This window comes from Pseudomonas corrugata (genome assembly GCF_001269905.1).
GTDB classification, from domain to species: Bacteria; Pseudomonadota; Gammaproteobacteria; order Pseudomonadales; family Pseudomonadaceae; genus Aquipseudomonas; species Aquipseudomonas corrugata.
In genome coordinates, this window is sequence record NZ_LHVK01000003.1 from 846,050 (window position 1) to 868,525 (window position 22,476).

Sequence of the window (22,476 nt, forward strand, 5' to 3'; positions counted from 1 at the left end):
GGTTCCTGTGGGGGCTGGGCTTGCTCGCGAAGACGGTGTGTTAGGCGACATCATTCTACGGTTGATGGTTGTCCCTGTGGGAGCCGAGCTTGCTCGCGATGGCGGTAGTTCAGTCAGCATCGATGCCATCTGATCCGACGCTATCGCGAGCAAGCTCGGCTCCCACAACGAGCGCATCCACTCAACGATCTATAAGGAGCTTTCATGCGAATCGGACTGGTGGGCTACGGCAAGGGTGGACGGTTTTTTCATGCGCCGCTGATCAGCAGTTTGCCGGGGGCGACGTTCGTGGGTGTGGTGACCCGGTCCGCCGAGCGCCGCCAACAACTGGCGACCGAACATCCCGATGTCCAGGCTTTCGACACACTGGAGCAACTGGTGGCGGTCGGCGTCGACGCGGTGGTGGTTTCCACACCGCTGGACGGTCGCCCGGCCGTGGTAATGGAGGCCATCGAGCGGGGCGTGGCGGTGGTCAGCGACAAACCGTTCGCCGCTGATGCCGCGCAGGCCGAGGCGATGGTGCTGGCTGCCGAGCGACGCAACGTGCCGCTGTGTGTGTACCAGAACCGGCGCTGGGACTCGGACTTCCTGACCGTGCGTAAATTGTTGGCGTCCGGTGTCCTGGGACAGGTCCTGCGGTTCGAGTCCAGTGTCGAGCGTTATTCGCCGACATCGGTGGGCAAGGGCAGCGGTGGCGGATTCCTGCGTGACCTGGGCAGTCATCTGGTGGACCAGGCGTTGCAGCTGTTCGGGCCGGTGGTGCGGATCTACGCCGAACTGGACTATCGGCAGCCAGGTCAGGTTTTCGACAATGGCTTCTTTATCTCCCTGACCCATGCCAACGGCGTGGTGTCGCACTTGAATGGCAGCTGCCTGCAGAACGCGCCGCGCCCACGGTTCCGGGTCAGTGGTTCCGAGGGGTGTTATACCGTCGAGGGCCTGGACGGGCAGGAAGCCCAGGCTCTGGCCGGTTTGAGCCCGGCGACGGAGGGCGAGCGCTGGGGGACCGAAGAGCATCGACGCTGGGGCTGGTTCGAGCACGGCGCCGAGCGTGAGCGGGTGACGTCGGAGCGAGGTTGCTGGATTGAGTTCTATCAGCGCCTGCAAATCGCATTGCAGGGAGCTGGCCCGCTGCCAGTCCAACCCCGTGATGCACTGGCGACTACCCGTCTGCTGGACGCTGCCCGGCAGAGCGCGGAACGCCATGAAGTGATGGTGTTAGCCACGCCCATCGGCCATGGAACAAAAAACGAATAAAATTCTAAAATTTGTTGATATGGAAAAAATTTTCCAATAAAGTCTTTTCCAGGTTACCGACATCCTGTTCCCGCTTGTGCACCGGCTTCTTAAACAAGCGGCGGACTCAACAAAAACAAGAAACACAGCCAGGTACCGTCGATGAAAACCTTCAGCCGCTCTGCGTTTCACCTGTCACGTCTGCTGCGCTTGTCCGCAGCCCTTCCTCTGTTCGAATCCCTGTGCATCCAGCGCAACGGCGCCGTGGTGTGTTGCATGCCCGGTGCGCCCATCGTGCGTTTGCCCCGTTCCTGAGTTCCGACACGCCTTATCCATAAAACCAACAAGAATGTGGAGAAAGACCGTTCATGAAGACCAAGACCCGTATCGCCTCGTTGGCTCTGTCGTTGATGCTTGCCAGCGGCGCTGCCCTGGCGGACCTGAAGATCGGGGTCAGCATGTCGCAGTTCGACGACACCTGGCTGACTTACTTGCGTGAATCCATGGACAAGAAAGCCAAGTCCATGCCGGATGGCGTCGGCCTGCAGTTCGAAGACGCACGCAGTGATGTGGTCAAGCAACTGAGCCAGGTTGAAAGTTTCATCAGTCAGAAGGTCGACGCGATCATCGTCAACCCGGTGGACACCGCTGCGACCCAGCGCATCACCAAGGCCGCCGTGGCCGCGGGCATTCCACTGGTCTACGTCAACCGTCGTCCCGATGACCTGAAGCTGCCGGCTGGCGTGGTGACCGTTGCCTCCGATGACCTGGAAGCCGGCCGGATGCAGATGCAATACCTGGCCGACAAAATGGGTGGCAAGGGCGACATCGTGATCCTGTTGGGAGACCTGGCCAACAACTCCACCACCAACCGCACAAAGGGCGTCAAGGAAGTGCTCGCCAAATACCCGAACATCAAGATCGAACAGGAACAGACTGGTACCTGGTCCAGAGACAAGGGCATGACTCTGGTCAACGACTGGCTGACCCAGGGGCGTGAGTTCAACGCCGTGGTGGCGAACAACGACGAGATGGCCATCGGCGCGTCCATGGCGCTCAAAGGTGCCGGCAAGGAGAAGGGCAGCGTACTGATTGCCGGGGTCGACGGCACGCCGGATGGCCTGAACGCCGTGAAGAAGGGCGACATGGCGGTCTCGGTGTTCCAGGATGCCAAGGGCCAGGCCGACGGTTCGATCGACACGGCGGTGAAGATGATCAAGAAGCAGCCGGTGGAGCAATCCGTGTGGGTGCCATATCGGCTGATCACGCCGGAAAACGTCGACCAGTTCAAGTAACGTTCCACGCACCAGCGGTCCGACCACAACAATAAGCAGGCAAGGACGCCACGCCGACCTTGCCGAGGGAGTACCTGACCATGTTTGCCTCAGCGATAGCTTCGAGCGCCCCGGCAATGAATGTCCCGCCGGGCGTACTACCTGACGAACCGTATCTGCTGGAAGTCGTCAATGTCAGCAAGGGATTTCCCGGCGTGGTGGCCTTGTCCGACGTGCAGTTGCGGGTACGCCCCGGTTCAGTCCTGGCCTTGATGGGCGAAAACGGCGCGGGTAAATCCACCCTGATGAAGATCATCGCCGGCATCTACCAGCCGGACGCCGGTGAACTGCGCCTGAGGGGCAAACCGATCACATTCGACACGCCCCTGGCGGCGTTGCAGGCCGGCATTGCGATGATCCATCAGGAACTGAACCTGATGCCTCACATGAGCATCGCCGAAAACATCTGGATCGGTCGCGAGCAGCTCAATGGCCTGCACATGATCGACCACGGGGAGATGCACCGTTGCACCGCCAGGTTGCTGGAGCGCCTGCGGATCAACCTCGACCCCGAGGAGCAGGTGGGCAACCTGAGCATTGCCGAGCGGCAGATGGTGGAAATCGCCAAGGCGGTGTCCTATGACTCCGACATCCTGATCATGGACGAACCGACATCGGCCATCACTGAAACGGAAGTTGCCCACCTGTTTTCGATCATTGCCGACCTCAAGGCCCAGGGTAAGGGCATCATCTATATCACCCATAAAATGAACGAAGTGTTCGCCATCGCCGATGAAGTGGCGGTGTTTCGCGACGGCAACTACATCGGTCTGCAGCGGGCCGACAGCATGGACGGCGACAGTCTGATTTCGATGATGGTCGGCCGGGAATTGAGCCAGCTGTTTCCGGAACGGGAAAAACCCATTGGCGAGTTGGTGTTGTCGGTGCGCGACCTGAGCCTGGATGGCATCTTCAAGGGGGTCTCCTTCGATCTTCATGCCGGGGAGATTCTCGGCATCGCCGGGCTGATGGGCTCGGGACGGACCAACGTAGCCGAAGCGATTTTCGGCGTCACGCCCAGTACCGGTGGTGAGATTTTGCTGGACGGCCAACCGGTGCGCATCAGCGATCCGCACATGGCGATCGAGAAGGGTTTCGCCTTGCTGACCGAGGATCGCAAGCTCAGTGGACTGTTCCCCTGCCTGTCGGTGTTGGAAAACATGGAAATGGCCGTGCTGCCCCATTACGTCGGCAACGGCTTCATCCAGCAGAAGGCCTTGCGCGCGCTGTGCGAAGACATGTGCAAGAAGCTGCGGGTCAAGACCCCGTCGCTGGAGCAATGCATCGACACCCTGTCCGGTGGCAATCAACAGAAGGCGCTGCTGGCCCGCTGGCTGATGACCAACCCGCGGATCCTGATCCTCGACGAGCCGACCCGTGGCATCGATGTTGGGGCCAAGGCCGAGATTTACCGGCTCATTGCCTACCTCGCCGGCGAGGGCATGGCGGTCATCATGATCTCCTCCGAACTGCCGGAAGTGCTGGGCATGAGCGACCGGGTCCTGGTGATGCACGAAGGTGACCTGATGGGCACCCTCGACCGGAGCGAAGCGACCCAGGAGCGGGTCATGCAGCTGGCCTCGGGGCTGTCCTGAGGTCGCAAAGCCGAGCGATAAGCCCGTGGCGAGGGAGCTTGCTCCCGCTGGGCCGGTCCGACGCCTCGGGCGCGGCAGACCCAAACACAGGGCCGCATCGTGCCCGAGCGGGGGGCAAGGTCCCTCGCAACTGATAAAAAGGTGGATGGCAATGAACGCAATACTGGAAAACAAACCCGCGGCCGCACCGGCCAGGACGCGTCGGCGGCTGCCGACGGAGCTGAGTATCTTCCTGGTGCTGATCGGCATTGGCCTGGTGTTCGAGTTGTTCGGCTGGATCATGCGCGACCAGAGTTTCCTGATGAATTCCCAACGCTTGGTCCTGATGATCCTGCAAGTGTCGATTATTGGTCTGCTGGCCATCGGTGTGACCCAGGTCATCATTACCACCGGTATCGACCTGTCGTCCGGTTCCGTGCTGGCGTTGTCGGCCATGATCGCCGCCAGCCTGGCCCAGACCTCGGATTTTGCCCGTGCCGTGTTTCCTTCCCTTACCGATCTACCGGTATGGATACCGGTGGTGGCGGGGTTGGGCGTGGGGCTGCTGGCCGGAGCAATCAACGGCAGCATCATCGCTATCACCGGTATCCCGCCTTTTATTGCCACGCTCGGCATGATGGTGTCGGCCCGTGGGCTGGCGCGTTACTACACCGAAGGCCAGCCGGTGAGCATGTTGTCGGATTCCTACACTGCCATCGGTCATGGCGCGATGCCGGTGGTCATCTTCCTGGTGGTGGCGATGATTTTCCATATCGCCCTGCGCTACACCAAGTACGGCAAATACACCTACGCCATCGGCGGCAACATGCAGGCGGCGCGTACCTCGGGAATCAACGTCAAGCGGCATCTGGTCATCGTCTACAGCATCGCCGGGTTGCTGGCGGGGCTTGCCGGGGTGGTGGCCTCGGCGCGGGCCGCGACCGGGCAGGCCGGCATGGGCATGTCCTATGAGCTGGACGCGATTGCCGCGGCGGTGATCGGCGGCACCAGCCTGGCCGGTGGAGTGGGGCGCATCACCGGGACGGTGATCGGGGCGCTGATCCTCGGCGTCATGGCCAGCGGCTTCACATTCGTCGGCGTCGATGCGTACATCCAGGACATCATCAAGGGGCTGATCATTGTGGTAGCGGTGGTCATCGATCAGTACCGCAACAAGCGCAAGCTCAAGCGTTAACGATCACCGTGCTGCGACAAAGCGCCACGCCTGATCCGCGTGGCGTTGCCATTTGTCTTCTTAATACAGCCATCGCAGCGAATTTCTTGTTATAAACGCACTCCGATGATCGCCAGAAGCCTGTCAGAGAACATTTGAAGGGGTTGTCGGACATTTTCCCATGTTTTCGGTTGCTGAGGCCTCGACTCGGCCTTAGACTGCCGCCCCTCGTAAATTGAGTGCCGGGTGGCGCTTGGAATAGACGGCGCCTTCCTGACGAGCGTGGCAGCTGCGCTGCGGGACGCTCCATAATTCGCCTTAATGCACGTTTTTTTATAGAGATATCAATGACAAAGGAAAAGTTGCTGGCCATGCCGGCGGATGACTACATGAACGCCGAGCAGCTGGCTTTCTTCACCAAGCTGTTGCAGAACATGAAAGTCGAAACCCACGAGCGCATCGAACAGAACCGAATCGCCATTGAAAGCCTGGACTCCCCGGCTGACCCGGCCGACGCTGCTTCCGTAGAAGAAGAGCGCACTTGGCTGGTCAACGCCATCGATCGTGACCAGCGCATGCTGCCCCAGCTGGAGCAGGCCCTGGATCGCATCAACGATGAAAGCTTCGGCTGGTGCGACGACAGCGGCGAGCCGATCGGCCTCAAGCGCCTGCTGATCAGCCCGACCACCAAGTACTGCATCGAAGCCCAGGAACGTCACGAGCAGATCGACAAGCACCAGCGTCAGGCCTGATCGCTACCTGCCATTCGAGATACCGAAGGCTGTACAGACCTTGTGACGAGGGCGCTTGCTCCCGCCAGGCCGGGTAACAGCCCTCGAAACTCATCACACCTGCGTTGATCTGCTGCAAGAACGCGACTAATGGACCATGGATAATGGCTCTGTAGTGGCGTTTAATGCTGGCATAACAACGAGAAGTGTGGTGACGAACATGGCGACAGACGGATCTCTGGCGGCGGTGCCTGCCTCGGTATCGGCTACAAAAAGCACGGCGCGCTGGCTGACGCCGACCTTGCAGAGTCTTGCCCTGACCTTGCTCTTGTGCGGCATGGTGCTGGGAGGCTGGTCGCTATACCTGGGCCTGCCCCTGGCGATGCTGATCGTCTGGTTGCCGCGCCTGCGCTCGCGCCTGGTCACCGCGCCCGAGCCCTTGTCGAATTCCGGCTCACTGGCCGAGCTGACCCGTGACCTGTCCTACACCACCAGTCATAACGCGTTGTCGGCCGCCGGCGTCGCCTATTCGGTCAGGCAACTGGCCGGCAAAGTCCAGTCACAACTCGATGCGGCAGCGCAGATCGTCAGCAATGCAGAGGCGATGATCGTCACCGAACAGGCCACTTCCCAACTCAGCCAGCAAGCCCTGGGCGCTGCCAGCGAAGCCCATCGCAGCAGCGTTGCCGGGCGCAGCGAACTGGTGGAGTCCATCAGCCGCATGCACCAGCTCAGCCAGCGGGCAAACGACAGCCGCGAGTTGATCGAGGCTTTGAGCGTGCGCAGCGACGAGATCCAGCGGGTCAGCCTGGTGATTCAGTCGATTGCCAGCCAGACCAACCTGCTGGCGCTGAACGCGGCCATCGAGGCGGCACGGGCCGGGGAGCATGGCCGCGGGTTCGCCGTGGTTGCCGATGAAGTCCGTGGCCTGGCGGGCCGCACGGCTGCAGCGACCGGTGAAGTTGGGGTCATGGTGGCCGACATCCAGCAGCGCACCACCCAGGTGGTTGAACAGATTCGTCAGTTGGCCGCAGATCTGGACAGCGGTGTGCAGCAGGTCGAGCACACGGGCCAGCACCTTGAGAACATTGCCCGGCTCGCCGCAGGTGTCGAAACCCAGGTCAGTTCCATTGCCCAGGGCACCGACACCAACCGAGAACAACTCGACAGCCTGTTCCACGCCATCGAGCAGATGCGCAGCGATCTGTCCATCAGCGACCAGCAGACCCAACGCCTGGCCGAGGCGGCTGTGCAGATGGAGGGCCAGGCGGAAACCATCAGCGAGCGCCTGGCCGAGGTGGGGCTCGACGATTATCACCAGCGGGTCTATGACCTGGCCCGTGAAGGCGCGAGCCAGATCGCCGCGCAATTCGAGGCGGATGTCGATCAAGGACGTATCAGCCTGGAGGATCTGTTCGATCGTAACTACCAAGCCATTCCCGATACTCATCCAGCCAAGTTCCAGACCCGTTTCGACCGTTATACCGACCAGGTCCTGCCGGCCATCCAGGAGCCTTTGCTTGCTCGGCATGAGGGGCTGGTGTTTGCGATTGCCTGCACCCAACAGGGGTACGTGCCAACCCACAACAAAGTCTTCAGCCAGCCGTTGACCGGAGATCCAGCCGTCGACACGCTGAACAACCGTACCAAGCGCAAGTTCTCCGATCGGACCGGGATTCGATGCGGCAGTCACCAGCAGCCGGTGCTGTTGCAGACCTACACCCGCGACACGGGCGAGCTGATGCATGACCTGTCCGTGCCCATCATGCTCAAGGGCCGCCACTGGGGTGGGTTGCGGTTGGGCTACAAACCCGAGAAGCCGCGATAGGTTTCCATTTGGATAGAGCAGGCTCACCGCTGATCGCGAGCAGGCTCGCTCCCACAGGGGATTTGTGGTGTTCGCGGATCTTGCGGCCACCGAAGGCCACTGTGGGAGCGAGCCTGCTCGCGATAGCGGTGGACCAGCTTGCATCGATACCGGGAAGTGCCACCGCCATCGCGAGCAAGCCCGGATGCCTTGAACCGCTATTTGCCGTCGTGCAGACGCACGTTCAGTTGATCCACCAACACCGCTTCTTCGCCATCGGCGAGCAACCATTCCCGTAGCAGGTCCTTCTGCTGATCCGACCAGAAATCGGCTTCTACCAGTTTTGTCTCCGGGTCCAGAGGGTGTGCCGCGATGAAGCTGTCGATGGCTTTGTCGTCCGAGGACAGACCCAGTTGATCGAACAGGGTCTTGAGTTCGTGGGAAGGCTGTTCCATGGGGGTTCTCCTTTGGGCATGCGCCGTCATGGCGCTTCGGTTGCGTCCCTCTATCTGAGGCAAGCGAGCGTCAGGAGTTCGATTATTGCTGTGTTCCGGCATTTCTCTCGAGATGCCTGGCCAGGTAGCAGGCTTCGTTATGATCAGTGCGGAAACCTCTCACACGTCCAGTCGATGTTTCTTCAATATGGAAAAAACATTTGCCGGCCAGGACGACCCGATAACGCGGTTGAATCAACGAAACCGGCAGGTAGTCGATCCCGTCAAAGGCGTCATAGCGGTTGACGATGCGAGGTGTGATGGGGTGGGTAAAGGTTGTGAAAGTGCCCATGTGAAGTCCTTTTCTATGGTTTACCGACGAATTGGCAGGTATTTCAAGTAGTCTCCGCACCTCCGGCTGCTCTAGAATCAACAGCGCTGAGTGGACGGTTGCGCATATCTAAAGCAATTTTTTTTAGGCTCGATGTCAGAAAAATGCTTTTTTAAGTGAGAATTTTCCCTAAAGTTAGTAGTCCCACCTTTTCCGATGCTCAGAGTGGCTATTTCCTTCAGCTTCTGACGACCTCCTGGAAAAGACGGCGAGAGTGACAATCCTTTAGTCTTCTCTCGCCCCGGGACAGGGTGCGCCGTTCACTTCGAATTTCAGTTACAGGTCCATTGCCACACTAGAGTCGGCACGGGTTCTCGTGGTCCGTCCTTTCTGCGGAACGGGCCGTTTTCAAAGATGGGGATGTTTCCTTGGCAGTAAGTAATCTCGACACGCATGCGTTATTTGTACTGGGTGATCTTCGGGCGAAACTGGTCAAATTGTTCCAGTCACGTTTTGTCTACATCACCGAGCAGACCGCCGAAGGTATCTACGTCGCCGAAATCGACACCGAGTCGGCCCTTGTGGTCGATGACAAGCCCCGGCTGGAGCTCAAGGTGGGCGACCATTTTCGCGCGGCGGTATTGCCAAGTCGCGAGGGGGGAAAGTTTGAGATCAGGTTTCGCGAAATCAAGCTGACGGTCTATGGAATTGGGGACTATGCATTTGTAACGACCCCGGGCGGCCAGGCCATTCTGTTCAAGGAAGGCCACAGCGTGGTGACGGTGTATGCGGCGAACGAACAACTGCAAGAAGGTTTGACCAAGACCCTCAAGGCAGTCACCGCCAAAGCCGCGAAATGGCGCAAGGGCGAACTGGTGACCTTCAAGGCCAGCGAGTGATACCCGGGGAAGTCGAGTCGGGGGCCTGCAGTTGGCCGTTTGCCGAAATGATGGATTACCGGCTTTCTTCGCAGACTGACAAGCCGCTTCGCGAGCAGGCTTGCACTCACAGTTGCGGTTCGCACCCAGGCGGCGACCGTTTTGCTGGAACCTCGGCTAAAGTCAGTTGACTGAGTTATTCAGGGACTTGCGTTCGGTTACGCAGGACCGTTCAGCTATTGCTGTCTGGTATGAGGAACATCGCATGAAACGCGTTCGACAGTGGCTGGCTGCCTGGGCCACCTGCGCTGTATTGGCTTCATCATTTCCCGCATCGGCTGCTTCGGCACCGATCCACTTCGCCGACCTGAACTGGGAAAGCGGCAGCCTGATCACCGATATCCTGCGGATCATCGTCGAAAAAGGCTACGGCCTGAAAACCGACACCTTGCCGGGTACCACCATCACCCTGGAAACCGCGCTGGCCAATAACGACATACAGGTCATCGGCGAAGAGTGGGCCGGTCGCAGTCCGGTGTGGGTCAAGGCCGAAGCCGAAGGCAAGGTGATCGCCCTGGGCGATACGGTCAAGGGCGCGACGGAAGGTTGGTGGGTGCCGGAATACGTGATCAAGGGCGATCCCGCCAAGGGCATCAAACCGCTGGCGCCGGACCTTCGCAGCGTCAGCGACCTGGCGCGCTACAAGCATGTGTTCAAGGATCCGGAGAGTCCCGACAAGGGGCGCTTCCTCAACAGTCCCATCGGCTGGACATCCGAGGTCGTCAACAAGCAGAAGCTCAAGGCGTATGGCCTGACCGACAGCTATGTGAATTTCCGCAGTGGCTCCGGGGCGGCGCTGGACGCGGAAATCACCTCGTCGATTCGCCGCGGCAAACCGATCCTGTTCTATTACTGGTCACCCACGCCGCTACTCGGGCGATTCAAACTGGTGCAACTGCAAGAGCCGCCCTTCGATGCCGAGGCCTGGAAAACCCTGACCGACGCCGACAATCCCAACCCCAGGCCGACCCGCTCGCTGGCGTCGAAGCTGTCGATCGGCGTTTCGGCGCCGTTCCAGAAACAGCATCCGGACATTGCCGAATTCTTCAGCAAGGTCGACCTGCCGATCGATCCGCTGAACAAGGCCCTGGCCGAGATGAGCGAAAAGCGTACGCCGCCCCGCGAGGCTGCCGAGGCTTTCCTCAAGGCCCATCCCCAGGTGTGGCAGGCCTGGCTGCCCAGCGAAGTGGCGGACAAGGTCTCTGCGGGCCTCTAGTGGCCCGTATGGCAGACTCGAGCACTCAACCTGACCGTACAGACCACCAGGACCGGTTTGAACACTTGATCTCGAGCAATGTGTCATCCGCTGGAAGCGGGCAATCTGTGCTCGTCCTGCGAAATGCCAAATTCGAGCTAGGATGATTGTTCAACCTGTTCCAGGAGGCTGGCGAATGACGCTTTTATTGGCACGAACGCTGGTCGCTGTGTTTGCGACCATCAGTTTGATTCATTTGTACTGGGCCTTGGGTGGACGCTGGGCGGCCCAGGCGGTGGTACCCCAGGTTCCGGTCAAGCAGGGGGATATCCTGCGACCGGCGTTCGACCCCTCAGGCTGGTTGACCCTGTTGGTGGCCCTGGCGCTGCTGTTCATAGCCGTGCTGGTGAGCCTGCGAGGCGGCCTGTTGGCGCCGCCTGTCACCCATCGAGCGCTGCAGTGGCTGATCAGTGCGATTGCCTTGCTGATGTTCGCCCGGGCCATTGGCGAGTCGAACCTGGTGGGCTTCTTCAAGGAGTTCAAGGAGTCGACCTTCGCCCGGCTCGACACCTGGGTCTATTCCCCGTTGTGCGTCGTGCTGGGTGCCGGCTTGTTGGCGGTGGCCTGGGCCTGAAACACAGCATCACCGTTGTGCCCAGGAGATTTTGTGGGAGCAAGCTATGCTCCCACAGGTTTGCACCGTCTGATCCTTCACTGACGTCGGCTACTCACCTCCACCGGCACATCATCCCCGGCCATTCGCTTGCGGAACAACGCCGCCCGGGCCAGCAACAGGGTGGTCACCGGTACGGTGATCGACAGCAGGATCGGTATCAGCCAGGCATGCAGCACCGGCCCGGACTTGAGCGCCGAGAAATAAATGATCGAGGCCAGCGCCACGCACCAGGCTCCCAGCGTCGAGGCCAGGGCCGGTGGATGCATGCGTTGGAAATAATCCTTCAACCGCACCAGGCCGATCGCCCCGACCAGGGCGAACAGGCTGCCGAGTACCAGCAGGACCGCCACCGGGATCTCGATCCACATCGACAAGTGCCCGGTCATTCGATCACCTCGCCACGCAGCAGGAACTTGGCCAGGGCAAACGAGCCGACAAAGCCGAAGAGGGCGATCAGCAGCGCTGCCTCGAAGTAGGTGTCACTGGCGTAGCGAATGCCCAGCACCAGCATCATCAGCATCGCAACGATGTACAGGTAATCCAGGGCCAGGACCCGGTCTTGCGCCGATGGCCCCTTGAACAGCCGCAACAGGGTCAGCACCATCGCCAGAGAAAACAGGAACAGACTCAGCAAAATCGCATTGGACAGCAACGGACTCATTCGAAAATCTCCATCAGCGGTCGCTCATAAGTGGCCTTGAAATGCGCGATGAACGACGCTTCGTCTTCCAGATCGAACACATGCATCAGCAGGATACGGCGATCCAGGGCCAGTTCCGACCAGACTGTTCCGGGAATCACTGTGGTGATCATCGACAATGCCGCCAGGCCATTGGCGTCGTGCAGGTCCAGCGGCACCTTGACGAACCGCGAGCGAGGCGGGTGCCGCCCGGCATTCAGCACGCCCCAGGCCACCGCCAGGTTTGACACCAGCACATCGCGTCCCACCCGCAGGCACAGCCGCAGCACCGCCCCGGGGCGTCGGATACGAATGGGGCGTGGCCGCAGCGGGCGCATCATCAGCGGTGCGAGGAAGCCCAGCGCCGCCCCCAGCAGCAGGTGCCCGGCGCTGAGGGACAGGTTCAACAGCAGCCACAGCGCCCAGAGTGCCAGGGACAGCCATGGCGCGGGAAACAGGCGTTTCATGGTCGCACCTCCGGCATTGCACTGAGGGCATCAGGGCTGGGGACACTGCGGGTGCCGAGCACCGACATCACATAGTGCTCGGGGGTGTTCAACGCATTGGCGGCGTCCCGGGTGTAGCGCAGCAGGGGTTCGGCCTTGAACGTCAGCGCGATTCCCAGGCCGAGCAGTGCAATGATCGGCAGGCACTCGAACGGCCGCAGCAGGGGCGAGGGTCGCTCTTGCGGCGTCCAGAAGCGCTGGATGCCCAGGCGTGAGAAAGCGATCAACGAGGCCAGCCCGGACAGGATCAGCAGCGCCAGCAGCCCCCAGGCCTGAGGCGACACCGGCTGGCCGGCGTCGACTCCGAGCCCGTGGGGATTGAGCAGGGCGTTCAACAGACCCAGCTTGCCGATGAATCCCGATAATGGCGGCATGCCGACAATCAGCAGCGCACAGGCAATGAAACTCAGGCCGAGGAAGGCCATGGTCCAGGGAATGACCTGTCCGACCACGGCTTTCTGTTCGTCATCAAGGTTGGTGCCCTTGGGCGGTTGCAGGGACTCCAGCGGTCGCGGCAAGGTATCGAGGTCGTCCTCCAGCGACAGCTCATTGGCCGAACGCGAGCGCTCGATCAATTCGGCCAGCAGGAAGAGTGCGCACAGCGCCAGGGTCGAACTCACCAGATAGAACAGCGCAGCGCCCACCAGGTTCGGCTGCGCGAAGCCGATAGCCGACAACAGAATGCCGGCCGATACCAGGATGCTCAGACTGGCGATGCGCTCCAGGCGCTGGGCCGCCAGAATGGCGATGGCCGCGCAGACGATGGTCGCCATGCCACCGTAGATCAGCCAGTCGCCGCCGAAATACGCTGAAGCGCCGGCCTGGCCGGAGAACAGCAAGGTCCACAAGCGCAATATCGTATAGATGCCTACCTTGGTCATGATTGCGAACAGCGCTGCTACGGGGGCACTGGCGGCGCTATAGGCCGGCACCAGCCAGAAGTTCAGTGGCCACATGCCGGCCTTGGCCAGAAACGCCACGGCGAGAATCGCCGCCCCCGCATGCAGCAGGCCGCGGTCGGCTTCCGGCACCAGAGGCACTTTCAGCGCCAGGTCGGCCATGTTCAAGGTGCCGGTGACGCCATAGATCAGCGCCGCGCCGATCAGGAACAGCGAGGAGGCCAGCAGGTTGATCGAGATGTAGTGCAAACCCGACGACACCCGTGCCCGGCCCGAGCCATGCAGCAGCAAGCCGTAGGAGGCGGCCAGCAATACCTCGAAAAACACGAACAGGTTGAACAGGTCCCCGGTGAGGAAGGCGCCATAGAGGCCCATCAGCTGGATCTGGAACAAGGCATGGAAGCTGGCCCCAGCGCCATGCCAGCGGGCCATGGCGAACAGCAGGGCGCTGACGCCGATGATGCCGGTCAGCACCAGCATCAGCGCCGACAGGCGGTCCACCACCAGGACGATGCCGAACGGTGCCTGCCAGTTGCCCGGCAGGTACACGCCGATGGAGGCGGGCAGGGCCTGGTCCTGGGTCCAGTACAGCAACAGCACCGCGATGCCCAGGCCCAGCAGGCTGGAGAACAGATTGATCCGTGCCTTGAGCGCGCGGTGCTTTTCCCCCAGCATCAGCATCAACGCGGCGGTGAGCAATGGCAGGAGAATAGGCGCGGCGATCAGGTGAGGCGTCAGCATCATTCCCTGGGCTCCCGGCCGTCCACGTGGTCGGTACCGGTCAGGCCCCGGGAGGCCAGCAATACCACCAGGAACAACGCGGTCATGGCGAAGCTGATGACGATGGCGGTCAGCACCAGGGCCTGGGGCAGGGGGTCGGTGTAGTGCAGCAGGTCCTGGGGCACGCGGTCCTTGATGATCGGCTCCTTGCCGATGAACAGGCTGCCCATGCTGAAGATGAACAGATTGACGCCGTAGGACAGCAGGCACAGGCCCATGACTACCTGGAAGGTCCGCGGCCGCAGCACCAGCCAGACGCCGGAGGCGGTCAGGACGCCGATTGCTATAGCGATGACTTCTTCCATCAGGAGGTGGCTCCTTTGAGGGGGGCGGCGGTTTTGGACAGCAGGGCCGGCTTGTGGGCCCGCACCGACTGGTGCGCCAGTGCGGTGAGGATCAGTAGCGTCGAGCCAACCACCACGGCGTACACGCCGATATCGAAGAACAGTGCGCTGGCCAGGTGAACGTCACCCAGCAGTGGCCACTTCAAATGCCAGGTGTGGGTGGTGAGGAACGGATAGCCCACGGCCATAGCGCCCAGGCCTGTCGCCGTTGCGAACAGCAATCCGGTACCCATCCAGCGCAGTGGACGCAGGCTCATTTGCGCCTCAACCCACTGGGTACCGGCCACCATGTACTGCAGGATGAACGCCACCGACATCACCAGGCCGGCAACGAAGCCGCCACCCGGCTGGTTGTGGCCGCGCATGAACAGGTAGAACGACACCACCAGGGCAATCGGCAACAGCAGGCGCACCAACACCGACGGCACCATCATGAAGCCCAATGCGGTATCGCTGGCATGCCGCGGATTGACCAGGTCGGTGACCACGTCCGGCGCCAGCAGGCGCTGCTGCGCCGGCAATTGCATGCTTTCCTTAGGTGGCCGGAAACGTCGCAGCAGGGCAAACACGGCCAGGGCCACTGCCACCAGCACGGTGATTTCCCCCAGGGTGTCGAAGCCGCGGAAATCCACCAGCATCACGTTCACTACGTTGCTGCCGCCGCCTTCGGGCAAGGCCCGGCTGAGGTAGAACGACGAGATGTCGTTGGGCGTCTGGCGCGTCAGCATCGCATAGGACAACAGCGCCATGCCGCCGCCCACTGCGCCGGACAACAGCAAATCCCGCAGGCGACGGATACGCGCGCGCCGTTCGCTGTTGGGCCGGGGTGATGCGTCCTCGATCCGCCGCGGCAGCCAGCGCAGGCCCAACAGGATCAGCACCGTGGTCACCACTTCCACCACCAGTTGCGTCAGGGCCAGGTCGGGGGCGGAGAACCAGACGAAGGTCACGCAGGTCATCAGGCCGCAGACGCTGACCATGGTCAGGGCCGCGAGACGGTGATACTTGGCCTGCCACGCCGCGCCCAGGGCACAGGCGATGGCCAGCAGCCAAAGGATGACGAAGACGATGGAACCGGGGATCTTCGGCCGGTCGCCCCAGGCCAGTGAGCTGTGCAGCATCGGGATCAGCCCGGCCAGCAACGCAGCCAGCACCAGCAGGAACAACTGGGCCTGGAGGCGCCGAGTGCTGATGAGTCGTTCCAGTCGCCGGCCCTGGCGCATCATCAGCACCAGGCTGCGCTCGAACAGTCGCTTGCCGCTGAACCGGCCAATGAGCGGCGTGCGGGTGATCTGCCCGCGCTTGAATTGCTTGCGCAGCAGCAGGTACAACACGACGCCGCCGGACATTGCCACCAGGCTCATGATCATTGGCGCATTGAGGCCATGCCAGATTGCCAGGCTATATTCGGGCAGGCTGCCGCCCACGACCGGCAGCGCGGCCGCCGCCAGCAAGGAGCCGACCACCTGGGCCGGGAAGATCCCCACCAGCAGGCAGGTGAACACCAGCAACTCTACCGGCGCGCGCATCCAGCGCGGTGGTTCGTGGGGGGTATGGGGCAGGTCGGTGGCCGCGGGGCCGAAGAACACGTCCACCGTGAAGCGCAAGGAGTAGGCGACGCTGAAGGTCCCGGCGATGGTGGCGATGATCGGCAGCGCCAGCTCGACCCAGGCGGTGGCGGAAATGAACACCGTTTCGGCGAAGAACATTTCCTTGGAAAGGAAGCCGTTGAGCAGCGGCACCCCGGCCATCGCCGCGCTGGCGACCATTGCCAGCGTCGCCGTGAAGGGAATCAGCCGCACCAGGCCGCTGAGCTTGCGAATGTCCCGGGTGCCGCTTTCATGGTCGATGATCCCGGCGGCCATGAACAGCGAGGCCTTGAAGGTGGCGTGGTTGAGAATGTGGAACACCGCGGCCACGGCCGCCAACGGGCTGTTCAGGCCCAGCAGCAGGGTGATCAATCCCAGGTGGCTGATGGTGGAATAGGCCAGCAATCCCTTGAGGTCATTCTGGAACATCGCGCAGTAGGCACCCAGCAGCAGCGTACAGGCTCCCGCACCGCCGACGATGTAGAACCATTGTTCACTGCCCGACAGCGACGGCCACAACCGTGCCAGCAGGAACACCCCGGCCTTGACCATGGTCGCCGAGTGCAGATAGGCCGAGACCGGCGTGGGCGCGGCCATGGCGTGGGGCAGCCAGAAATGGAACGGGAACTGGGCACTTTTGCTCAGGGCGCCAATCAGGATCAGCGGCAGCAGGATGGGATAGAGGGCATGGGCCCGGATCAGGTCGCCCGCCGCCAGGACCTTGTCCAGTTCATAGCTGCCCACCACATGGCCGAGCAGCAACACTCCGGCCAACAGGCACAGCCCGCCGGCCCCGGTCACCATCAGGGCCATGTAGGCGCCGCGCCGGGCATCGGCGCGGTGATGCCAGTAGCCGATCAGCAGGAACGAGAACAGGCTGGTCAGTTCCCAGAAAAACACCATCTGGATCAGGTTGCCGGAGATCACCAGCCCGAGCATGGCCCCCATGAATGCCAGGAAGAACGCGAAGAAACGCGGCACCGGATCTTCCGGTGACATGTAATAGCGGGCGTACAACGACACCAACGTACCGATGCCCAGCACCAGCAACGAAAACAACCAGGCAAACCCGTCCAGGCGCAGCACGAAGTTCAAGCCCAGGCTCGGCAGCCAGAAATATTCTTCACGGATCACGCCGCCGTCGACGATCTGCGGGTAAAGCAAGGCCACCTGAACGGTGCCGACCAGGGCGACGAGGCCTGCCAGCAGCGATTCGGCGTTACGGGCGTTATGCGGCAGCAGCGCCGCGACGCCGCTGCCGATGAAGGGCAAAAGCAATAGAACTATCAGTGACATAGGCTTCTATTCGGCGGGAGATAGTGAGGGATCATACGTGGCGTGTCCCCGATCACCAACCGCGAGGGTGTCGCAGAATCCTACAAGATAGGCAGATTTTTCCTGCTTTGCGTTGTTTCAGTGGCGGACCTCAACCTTCACCCTCCAGCACGTTATCCGCCTCGACGGCAGTTTTATTCCGGGTCTTCAGTTCACTGACAATCACCGCCGCCACGATCAATGCCGCGCCGAGCAAGGCAATCCCCGGCAACCGCTCGCCCGCCAGGCGTCCGGCGATGCCGGCCCATACCGGTTCACCGGCGTAGATCAGCGTGGCGCGGGTCGGCGAGACGCTTTTCTGCGCCCAGTTCATCGCCACCTGGATCGCCGCGCTGGCGGCCCCCAGGCCCACGGCGCTGGACAGCAGCAGCCAGGAGAATCCCGGGATCGTTTCCTGGGTCGGTACCACCATCAGGAACGCCAGCACTGCCGTGCTTGCCAATTGCACCACGGTCACCCGGCGAACATCGACCTGGCCGGCATAGGTGCTGATCAGGATGATTTCGGCGGCAATCGCGATGGCGCTGATCAACGTGGCGATTTCGCCGGAGCTGAAGTTCAGCGATGCGCCGGCGGGGCCTGACAGCAGCATCAGCCCGGTGAACGCCAGCATGATGCCAATGCTTGGCATCAAGCCCGGCCGACGGCCCAGCACCAGCCATTGCAACAGCGGCACGAAGGGTACGTAGAGCGCGGTGATGAACGCCGACTGGCTGCTGGGGATGGTTTGCAGGCCGACCGTCTGCAAACCATAGCCGAGCATGATCGCCACGCCGATGAAGCAGCCGGCCTTGAGTTCGAACAGGGTCAGGTCCCGTAGATGGCGCCAGGAGAACAGCGCGACAAACGCCGCTGCGGCGGCGAAGCGCAAGCCGACGAAAAACATCGGCCCGCTGACGGTCATGGCGTGCTGCACCAGCAGGAAAGTCCCGCCCCAGATCATGGTGATCAGCACCAGCACGCACTCGGCCTTGCTGAGCCGCAGAAAGCGGGAGGAAGTTTGAGGAGAGTTCACCGATGCCATGACCTTGCGCGCCACTGGAGAGGGACGCACAATGCGTCCGAAGTTGGGCAGTATAATGCGCAATCTCGAAAAATGAGTCATACCGTGAACAAAGAAAATGGCCCGCGCGCCTCAGTCCTTCAACACGTCAGCCAGAACGTCCGCCGTTTGCGACACGCCGCGCAGCTCAGCCAGACAGCGCTGGCGCAGTTGTCAGGGGTCAGCCGGCGGATGCTGGTCGCCATCGAGGCCGGTGAAAAGAACGTCAGCCTGACCACCCTCGACCGTGTGGCTGAAGCTCTCGATGTGGCCTTCAGCGATTTGATCCAGGCCCCCGATGCCCGTGACCCGAGTCGCATCAACGAGTTGGCCTGGGCCGGCGCGGTCCCTGGCAGTAAAGCCGTGCTCCTGGCCAAAGCCAATGCCAGCCGTGAAGTCGAACTGTGGGAATGGCGCCTGGAGCCTGGCGAACACTACGCCTCCGAGCCCGATAACGATGGTTGGAGTGAGCAGCTTTATGTCTTCGAGGGTTGCCTGACCTTGCTGCTGGGCAATGATGAGCTTCGGATCGGCGCGGGAGAGTTTTTCATGTTCGCCAGCAACCAGCCCCATGGTTACCGCAACGATGGGGCGGAGGCGACGCGGTTCGTACGCAACGTGGTGATTTGACCTCTGGAGACGAGACAGCCAGTGGTGAGGTGGAAGAGGGGGTCATAATCCGCAGACTTGCACCCACCGCTGTTCCCGTGCCGACAAGCGAATGGCCGCCGCCAGCCGCTCCACTTCCCAGGCCTCTTCGAAGTCCGTCCCACTGCCACCTTGATCGGCGAGGGTCATGATCAGTTCCTGTACCTCCAGGGTCTTCAATTCGTTGTAGCCCAACTGGTGCCCGGCGGCCGGGCTGAACGCGGCATAGCCCGGCAGGTCCGGGCCGGCCAGCAACCGCTGGAAACCCGCCTGGCCGACACGGCTCACCTGCAGTTCATTCAGTCGTTCCTGATCGAATATCAGCGTGCCAAGGGTGCCGCTGATCTCGAAGCCTAGATGATTCTTGCGCCCGTGTTTCAGCCAACTGCTGCTCACTGTGCCGCGGGCGCCGCTGCTGAAGCGCAGCAGGGCGTGGACCTGATCATCTACCGCGATGGTGCGTTGTTCGGGATTGCCCGTGCTGGCCGGGCGTTGGTTGTGCACGGTCTGGCTGTCGGCGCAGACCGCTTCGACATCGCCCAGCAGGTAACGGGCCATGGCCAGCAGATGGCTGCCCAGGTCCGCCAATGCGCCACCGGCATGGGCCGCTTCGCAGCGCCATGACCATGGCGAAGTCGGGTCGGCCATGAAGTCCTCGCTGAACTCACCCTGAAAACTGATGATCCGGCCCAGCTCCCCGCGCTGGATCATCTCCCGTGCCAGATGAATGATCGGGTTGTGCTGGTAGTTGTAGCCGACCCGCGTGACCACGCCGGCGGCCTTGGCGGCCTGGCGCATCTGCTCGGCCTGTTCCAGGGACACCGCCAGGGGTTTTTCGCAGTAGACCGCCTTGCCCGCCGCCAGCGCCGCCATGGCCATCGGATAATGCAGGTGGTTGGGGGTGGTGATGGCGACCAGATGGACCTTCGGGTCGTCGATCAGTTGTTGCCAGTCGCTATGAACCGTCTCGAAACCCCAGCTACTGGCGCATTGCAGGGCACGCTGCGGATCGGCATCGGCCAGGGCCGCCAGGGTCAGGTTAAAGGGGAGGTCGAATACCGCTTTGGCATTGTTGAATGCCAAGGCATGGGCACGGCCCATGAAACCGGTGCCAATCAAGCCAATGCCAAGTTCGCGCATGAGAAAGAGCCCTTTGAATAGTGATGTTCAGGAGGGCTCTTTATGGAATAAATATTCGTAAATTGCAAATATTGGAATAAATATTCTTTCTTGGGTGAGGGCCCCTGTGGAAGCGAGCCTGCTCGCGATGGCGGTGTATCAGTCAACATCAATGCCACTGAGCCACCGTCATCGCGAGCAGGCTCGCTCCCACAGGGGGAAAGTGCGATGTCAGGAAAGGAACCCACCATCCACATTCAGCGCCACACCGGTGGTGTAGCTCGACGCGTCACTGGCCAGGTACAACACGGCGCCAGCCATTTCGCTTGGGTCGGCCACGCGTTTGAGCGGAATCTGCGCCAGGGCGGTTTTTAGGATCGCGTCGTTCTTGACCAGTGCCGAGGCGAACTTGGTGTCGGTCAGGCCCGGCAGCAGGGCGTTGCAGCGGATGCCGAACTGCGCACACTCCTTGGCGAACACTTTGGTCATGTTGATCACCGCGGCCTTGGTCACCGAGTAGATGCCCTGGAAAATGCCCGGCGAGATGCCGTTGATCGATGCCACGTTGATGATGCTGCCGCCGCCGTGCTCGCGCATCAGCTTGCCGGCTTCCACCGACATGAAGAAATAACCGCGAATGTTCACATCGACGGTTTTCTGGAAGGCGCCCAGGTCGGTGTCCAGCACGTTGCAGAACTGCGGGTTGGTGGCCGCGTTGTTCACCAGGATGTCCAGGCGCCCGAACTGTTCGCGAATGCCGGCGAAGACCTGGCTGATCTGCTCCATTTCACCGATGTGGCAGGCGATGGCCGTGGCTTTGCCACCCGCGGCGATGATGGCGTCGGCCACGTGCTGGCAACCGTCGAGCTTGCGGCTGGAAACGATCACATGGGCACCTTGCTGGGCCAGCAACTTGGCGATGGCCTCGCCGATGCCACGGCTGGCGCCGGAAACGAAAGCGATTTTACCGTCGAGGTCGAACAACTGGGTCTTGGACATGCTGTTTCCTTGTCATGGAGCGCTCAGAGCGTGGATTGGCCGATGACCTGCAAACTCATTTGCTCCAGCAGTTTGTTCATCTGAACGAACTGGGCGAAGCGTTGGTCCTGGGTCTGGCCGTGGAAGAAGCGGTAGTAGATCTGCTGGACGATACCGGCCAGGCGGAACAGGCCGTAGGTGTAATAGAAGTCGAAATTGTCGATGCGGATACCGGCGCGTTCGGCGTAGTAATCCACGAACTCGCGACGGGTCAGCATGCCGGGCGCGTGGCTGGGCTGGCGGCGCATCAACTGGACCGGCGCCGGGTCCGTCGCTTCGATCCAGTAGGCGAGGCTGTTGCCCAGGTCCATCAGCGGGTCGCCAAGGGTGGTCAGTTCCCAGTCCAGCACGCCGATGATTTGCATCGGGTTGTCCGGGTCGAGGATCACGTTATCGAAGCGGTAGTCGTTGTGGACGATGCTGGAAACTGGATGGTCGGCCGGCATCTTGTCGTTGAGCCAGGCCTTGACCGTCTCCCATTTCGGCGCGTCGGGGGTCAGGGCTTTTTCGTAGCGTTCGCTCCAGCCACGGATCTGGCGGGCCACGTAGCCTTCGGGCTTGCCGAGGTCGGCCAGGCCGCAAGCGTGGTAATCGACTCGGTGCAGTTCGACGAGCCGGTCGATGAAGCTCTTGCACAGCACTTCGGTGCGGGCGGCGTCGAAACCCAGCTCCGGCGGCAGGTCGGAACGCAGGATGATGCCCTTGACCCGTTCCATCACGTAGAACTCGGCGCCCATGACGGACTCATCGGTGCAGTGCACATAGGCTTTCGGGCAATACGGGAACTCGTCGCGCAACTGATTAAGGATGCGGAATTCACGGCCCATGTCATGGGCGGATTTGGCCTTGTGGCCGAACGGTGGACGGCGCAGGACGAATTCCTGTTCGGGATACTCCAGCAGGTAGGTCAGGTTCGATGCGCCACCGGGAAACTGACTGATCCGTGGCGCGCCGGTCAGGCCGGGAATGTGGGCCTTGAGGTACGGGTCGATCAGGTTGGCATCGAGTTCTTCACCGTCGCGCACGCGGGTGGACTGATCAGTAAACGCCATGCTTATCCCTTCTGC

The 22,476-nt window shown here is 61.6% G+C and carries 23 protein-coding genes; 11 read left to right on the plus strand and 12 right to left on the minus strand.

From position 1 onward, the window contains the following. Nucleotides 1-204: 204 nt before the first annotated feature. The 7 genes from AD665_RS04200 (at nucleotide 205) to AD665_RS04225 (ending at nucleotide 7,877) form a co-directional block, all read left to right on the plus strand. Nucleotides 205-1,257, plus strand: coding sequence for a Gfo/Idh/MocA family protein (locus AD665_RS04200; protein WP_024780051.1), 1,053 nt, complete (start codon nucleotides 205-207; stop codon nucleotides 1,255-1,257). Between the two features lie 141 nt (nucleotides 1,258-1,398). Beyond that, nucleotides 1,399-1,551: a hypothetical protein gene (locus AD665_RS27560; RefSeq protein WP_167355715.1), complete on the plus strand. Its 153-nt coding sequence runs from the start codon at nucleotides 1,399-1,401 to the stop codon at nucleotides 1,549-1,551. Between the two features lie 53 nt (nucleotides 1,552-1,604). After that, the gene (locus tag AD665_RS04205) at nucleotides 1,605-2,531 is read left to right on the plus strand and encodes a sugar ABC transporter substrate-binding protein (protein WP_024780050.1); all 927 of its coding nucleotides are present in this window, start codon (nucleotides 1,605-1,607) and stop codon (nucleotides 2,529-2,531) included. A gap of 80 nt (nucleotides 2,532-2,611) precedes the next feature. Beyond that, on the plus strand, nucleotides 2,612-4,165 hold the full coding sequence (locus tag AD665_RS04210) for a sugar ABC transporter ATP-binding protein (protein ID WP_053191076.1): 1,554 nt from the start codon (nucleotides 2,612-2,614) through the stop codon (nucleotides 4,163-4,165). 151 nt (nucleotides 4,166-4,316) lie between these two features. Beyond that, a complete protein-coding gene (locus AD665_RS04215; protein WP_024780048.1) occupies nucleotides 4,317-5,339 on the plus strand; it encodes an ABC transporter permease in 1,023 nt (340 codons plus the stop codon). Nucleotides 5,340-5,665: 326 nt separating this feature from the next. Then, on the plus strand, nucleotides 5,666-6,070 hold the full coding sequence (locus tag AD665_RS04220) for a TraR/DksA family transcriptional regulator (protein ID WP_024780047.1): 405 nt from the start codon (nucleotides 5,666-5,668) through the stop codon (nucleotides 6,068-6,070). Nucleotides 6,071-6,653: 583 nt separating this feature from the next. Continuing rightward, complete coding sequence (locus AD665_RS04225) at nucleotides 6,654-7,877, plus strand: methyl-accepting chemotaxis protein (RefSeq protein WP_392397207.1); 1,224 nt, start codon at nucleotides 6,654-6,656, stop codon at nucleotides 7,875-7,877. Nucleotides 7,878-8,074: 197 nt separating this feature from the next. Here the strand turns inward: AD665_RS04225 and AD665_RS04230 are convergent, their stop codons facing one another. Both AD665_RS04230 and AD665_RS04235 read right to left on the minus strand, forming a co-directional pair. Next, entirely contained in the window at nucleotides 8,075-8,311 is a 237-nt protein-coding gene (locus AD665_RS04230; RefSeq protein ID WP_024780045.1) for a DUF2789 family protein, read from the minus strand. Between the two features lie 82 nt (nucleotides 8,312-8,393). After that, entirely contained in the window at nucleotides 8,394-8,642 is a 249-nt protein-coding gene (locus AD665_RS04235) for a hypothetical protein (RefSeq protein ID WP_033034800.1), read from the minus strand. 407 nt (nucleotides 8,643-9,049) lie between these two features. Here AD665_RS04235 and AD665_RS04240 point away from each other — a divergent pair, with 407 nt between their 5' ends. The 3 genes from AD665_RS04240 to AD665_RS04250 all read left to right on the plus strand — a co-directional run bounded on the left by AD665_RS04240 (nucleotide 9,050) and on the right by AD665_RS04250 (nucleotide 11,388). Continuing rightward, complete coding sequence (locus tag AD665_RS04240) at nucleotides 9,050-9,520, plus strand: hypothetical protein (protein ID WP_024780044.1); 471 nt, start codon at nucleotides 9,050-9,052, stop codon at nucleotides 9,518-9,520. A gap of 244 nt (nucleotides 9,521-9,764) precedes the next feature. Then, nucleotides 9,765-10,775, plus strand: a complete 1,011-nt coding sequence (locus AD665_RS04245; protein WP_024780043.1) for an ABC transporter substrate-binding protein — start codon at nucleotides 9,765-9,767, stop codon at nucleotides 10,773-10,775. 175 nt (nucleotides 10,776-10,950) lie between these two features. Continuing rightward, a complete protein-coding gene (locus tag AD665_RS04250; RefSeq protein ID WP_024780042.1) occupies nucleotides 10,951-11,388 on the plus strand; it encodes a DUF3995 domain-containing protein in 438 nt (145 codons plus the stop codon). 77 nt (nucleotides 11,389-11,465) lie between these two features. Here AD665_RS04250 and AD665_RS04255 read toward each other — a convergent pair whose 3' ends face one another. The 7 genes from AD665_RS04255 to AD665_RS04285 form a co-directional block, all read right to left on the minus strand. Continuing rightward, a complete protein-coding gene (locus AD665_RS04255; protein WP_024780041.1) occupies nucleotides 11,466-11,816 on the minus strand; it encodes a Na+/H+ antiporter subunit G in 351 nt (116 codons plus the stop codon). Beyond that, nucleotides 11,813-12,091, minus strand: a complete 279-nt coding sequence (locus AD665_RS04260; RefSeq protein WP_024780040.1) for a K+/H+ antiporter subunit F — start codon at nucleotides 12,089-12,091, stop codon at nucleotides 11,813-11,815. Before AD665_RS04260 ends, AD665_RS04255 begins: the two co-directional genes overlap by 4 nt. Next, on the minus strand, nucleotides 12,088-12,576 hold the full coding sequence (locus AD665_RS04265) for a Na+/H+ antiporter subunit E (protein ID WP_024780039.1): 489 nt from the start codon (nucleotides 12,574-12,576) through the stop codon (nucleotides 12,088-12,090). Before AD665_RS04265 ends, AD665_RS04260 begins: the two co-directional genes overlap by 4 nt. After that, nucleotides 12,573-14,258, minus strand: a complete 1,686-nt coding sequence (locus AD665_RS04270; protein WP_024780038.1) for a monovalent cation/H+ antiporter subunit D — start codon at nucleotides 14,256-14,258, stop codon at nucleotides 12,573-12,575. Before AD665_RS04270 ends, AD665_RS04265 begins: the two co-directional genes overlap by 4 nt. Continuing rightward, a complete protein-coding gene (locus tag AD665_RS04275) occupies nucleotides 14,255-14,599 on the minus strand; it encodes a Na+/H+ antiporter subunit C (RefSeq protein ID WP_024780037.1) in 345 nt (114 codons plus the stop codon). The genes AD665_RS04270 and AD665_RS04275 overlap by 4 nt, the downstream gene beginning before the upstream one ends. After that, nucleotides 14,599-17,523: a monovalent cation/H+ antiporter subunit A gene (locus AD665_RS04280; protein WP_024780036.1), complete on the minus strand. Its 2,925-nt coding sequence runs from the start codon at nucleotides 17,521-17,523 to the stop codon at nucleotides 14,599-14,601. Before AD665_RS04280 ends, AD665_RS04275 begins: the two co-directional genes overlap by 1 nt. 130 nt (nucleotides 17,524-17,653) lie before the next feature. After that, the gene (locus AD665_RS04285; protein WP_080686267.1) at nucleotides 17,654-18,667 is read right to left on the minus strand and encodes a DMT family transporter; all 1,014 of its coding nucleotides are present in this window, start codon (nucleotides 18,665-18,667) and stop codon (nucleotides 17,654-17,656) included. Nucleotides 18,668-18,670: 3 nt separating this feature from the next. On the opposite strand from AD665_RS04285, the gene AD665_RS04290 reads away from it, so the two are divergent. Then, nucleotides 18,671-19,234 carry a helix-turn-helix domain-containing protein gene (locus AD665_RS04290; protein ID WP_024780034.1) on the plus strand — a complete coding sequence of 188 codons (564 nt, stop codon included), beginning with the start codon at nucleotides 18,671-18,673 and terminating at the stop codon, nucleotides 19,232-19,234. A 42-nt stretch (nucleotides 19,235-19,276) separates the two neighbouring features. On the opposite strand, the gene AD665_RS04295 is transcribed toward AD665_RS04290, so the two are convergent. The 3 genes from AD665_RS04295 to AD665_RS04305 form a co-directional block, all read right to left on the minus strand. Continuing rightward, complete coding sequence (locus tag AD665_RS04295; RefSeq protein WP_053191077.1) at nucleotides 19,277-20,392, minus strand: Gfo/Idh/MocA family protein; 1,116 nt, start codon at nucleotides 20,390-20,392, stop codon at nucleotides 19,277-19,279. 210 nt (nucleotides 20,393-20,602) lie between these two features. Then, nucleotides 20,603-21,370, minus strand: a complete 768-nt coding sequence (locus AD665_RS04300; RefSeq protein ID WP_024780032.1) for an SDR family oxidoreductase — start codon at nucleotides 21,368-21,370, stop codon at nucleotides 20,603-20,605. Between the two features lie 23 nt (nucleotides 21,371-21,393). Next, nucleotides 21,394-22,461: a phosphotransferase family protein gene (locus AD665_RS04305; protein ID WP_024780031.1), complete on the minus strand. Its 1,068-nt coding sequence runs from the start codon at nucleotides 22,459-22,461 to the stop codon at nucleotides 21,394-21,396. Nucleotides 22,462-22,476: the final 15 nt, after the last annotated feature.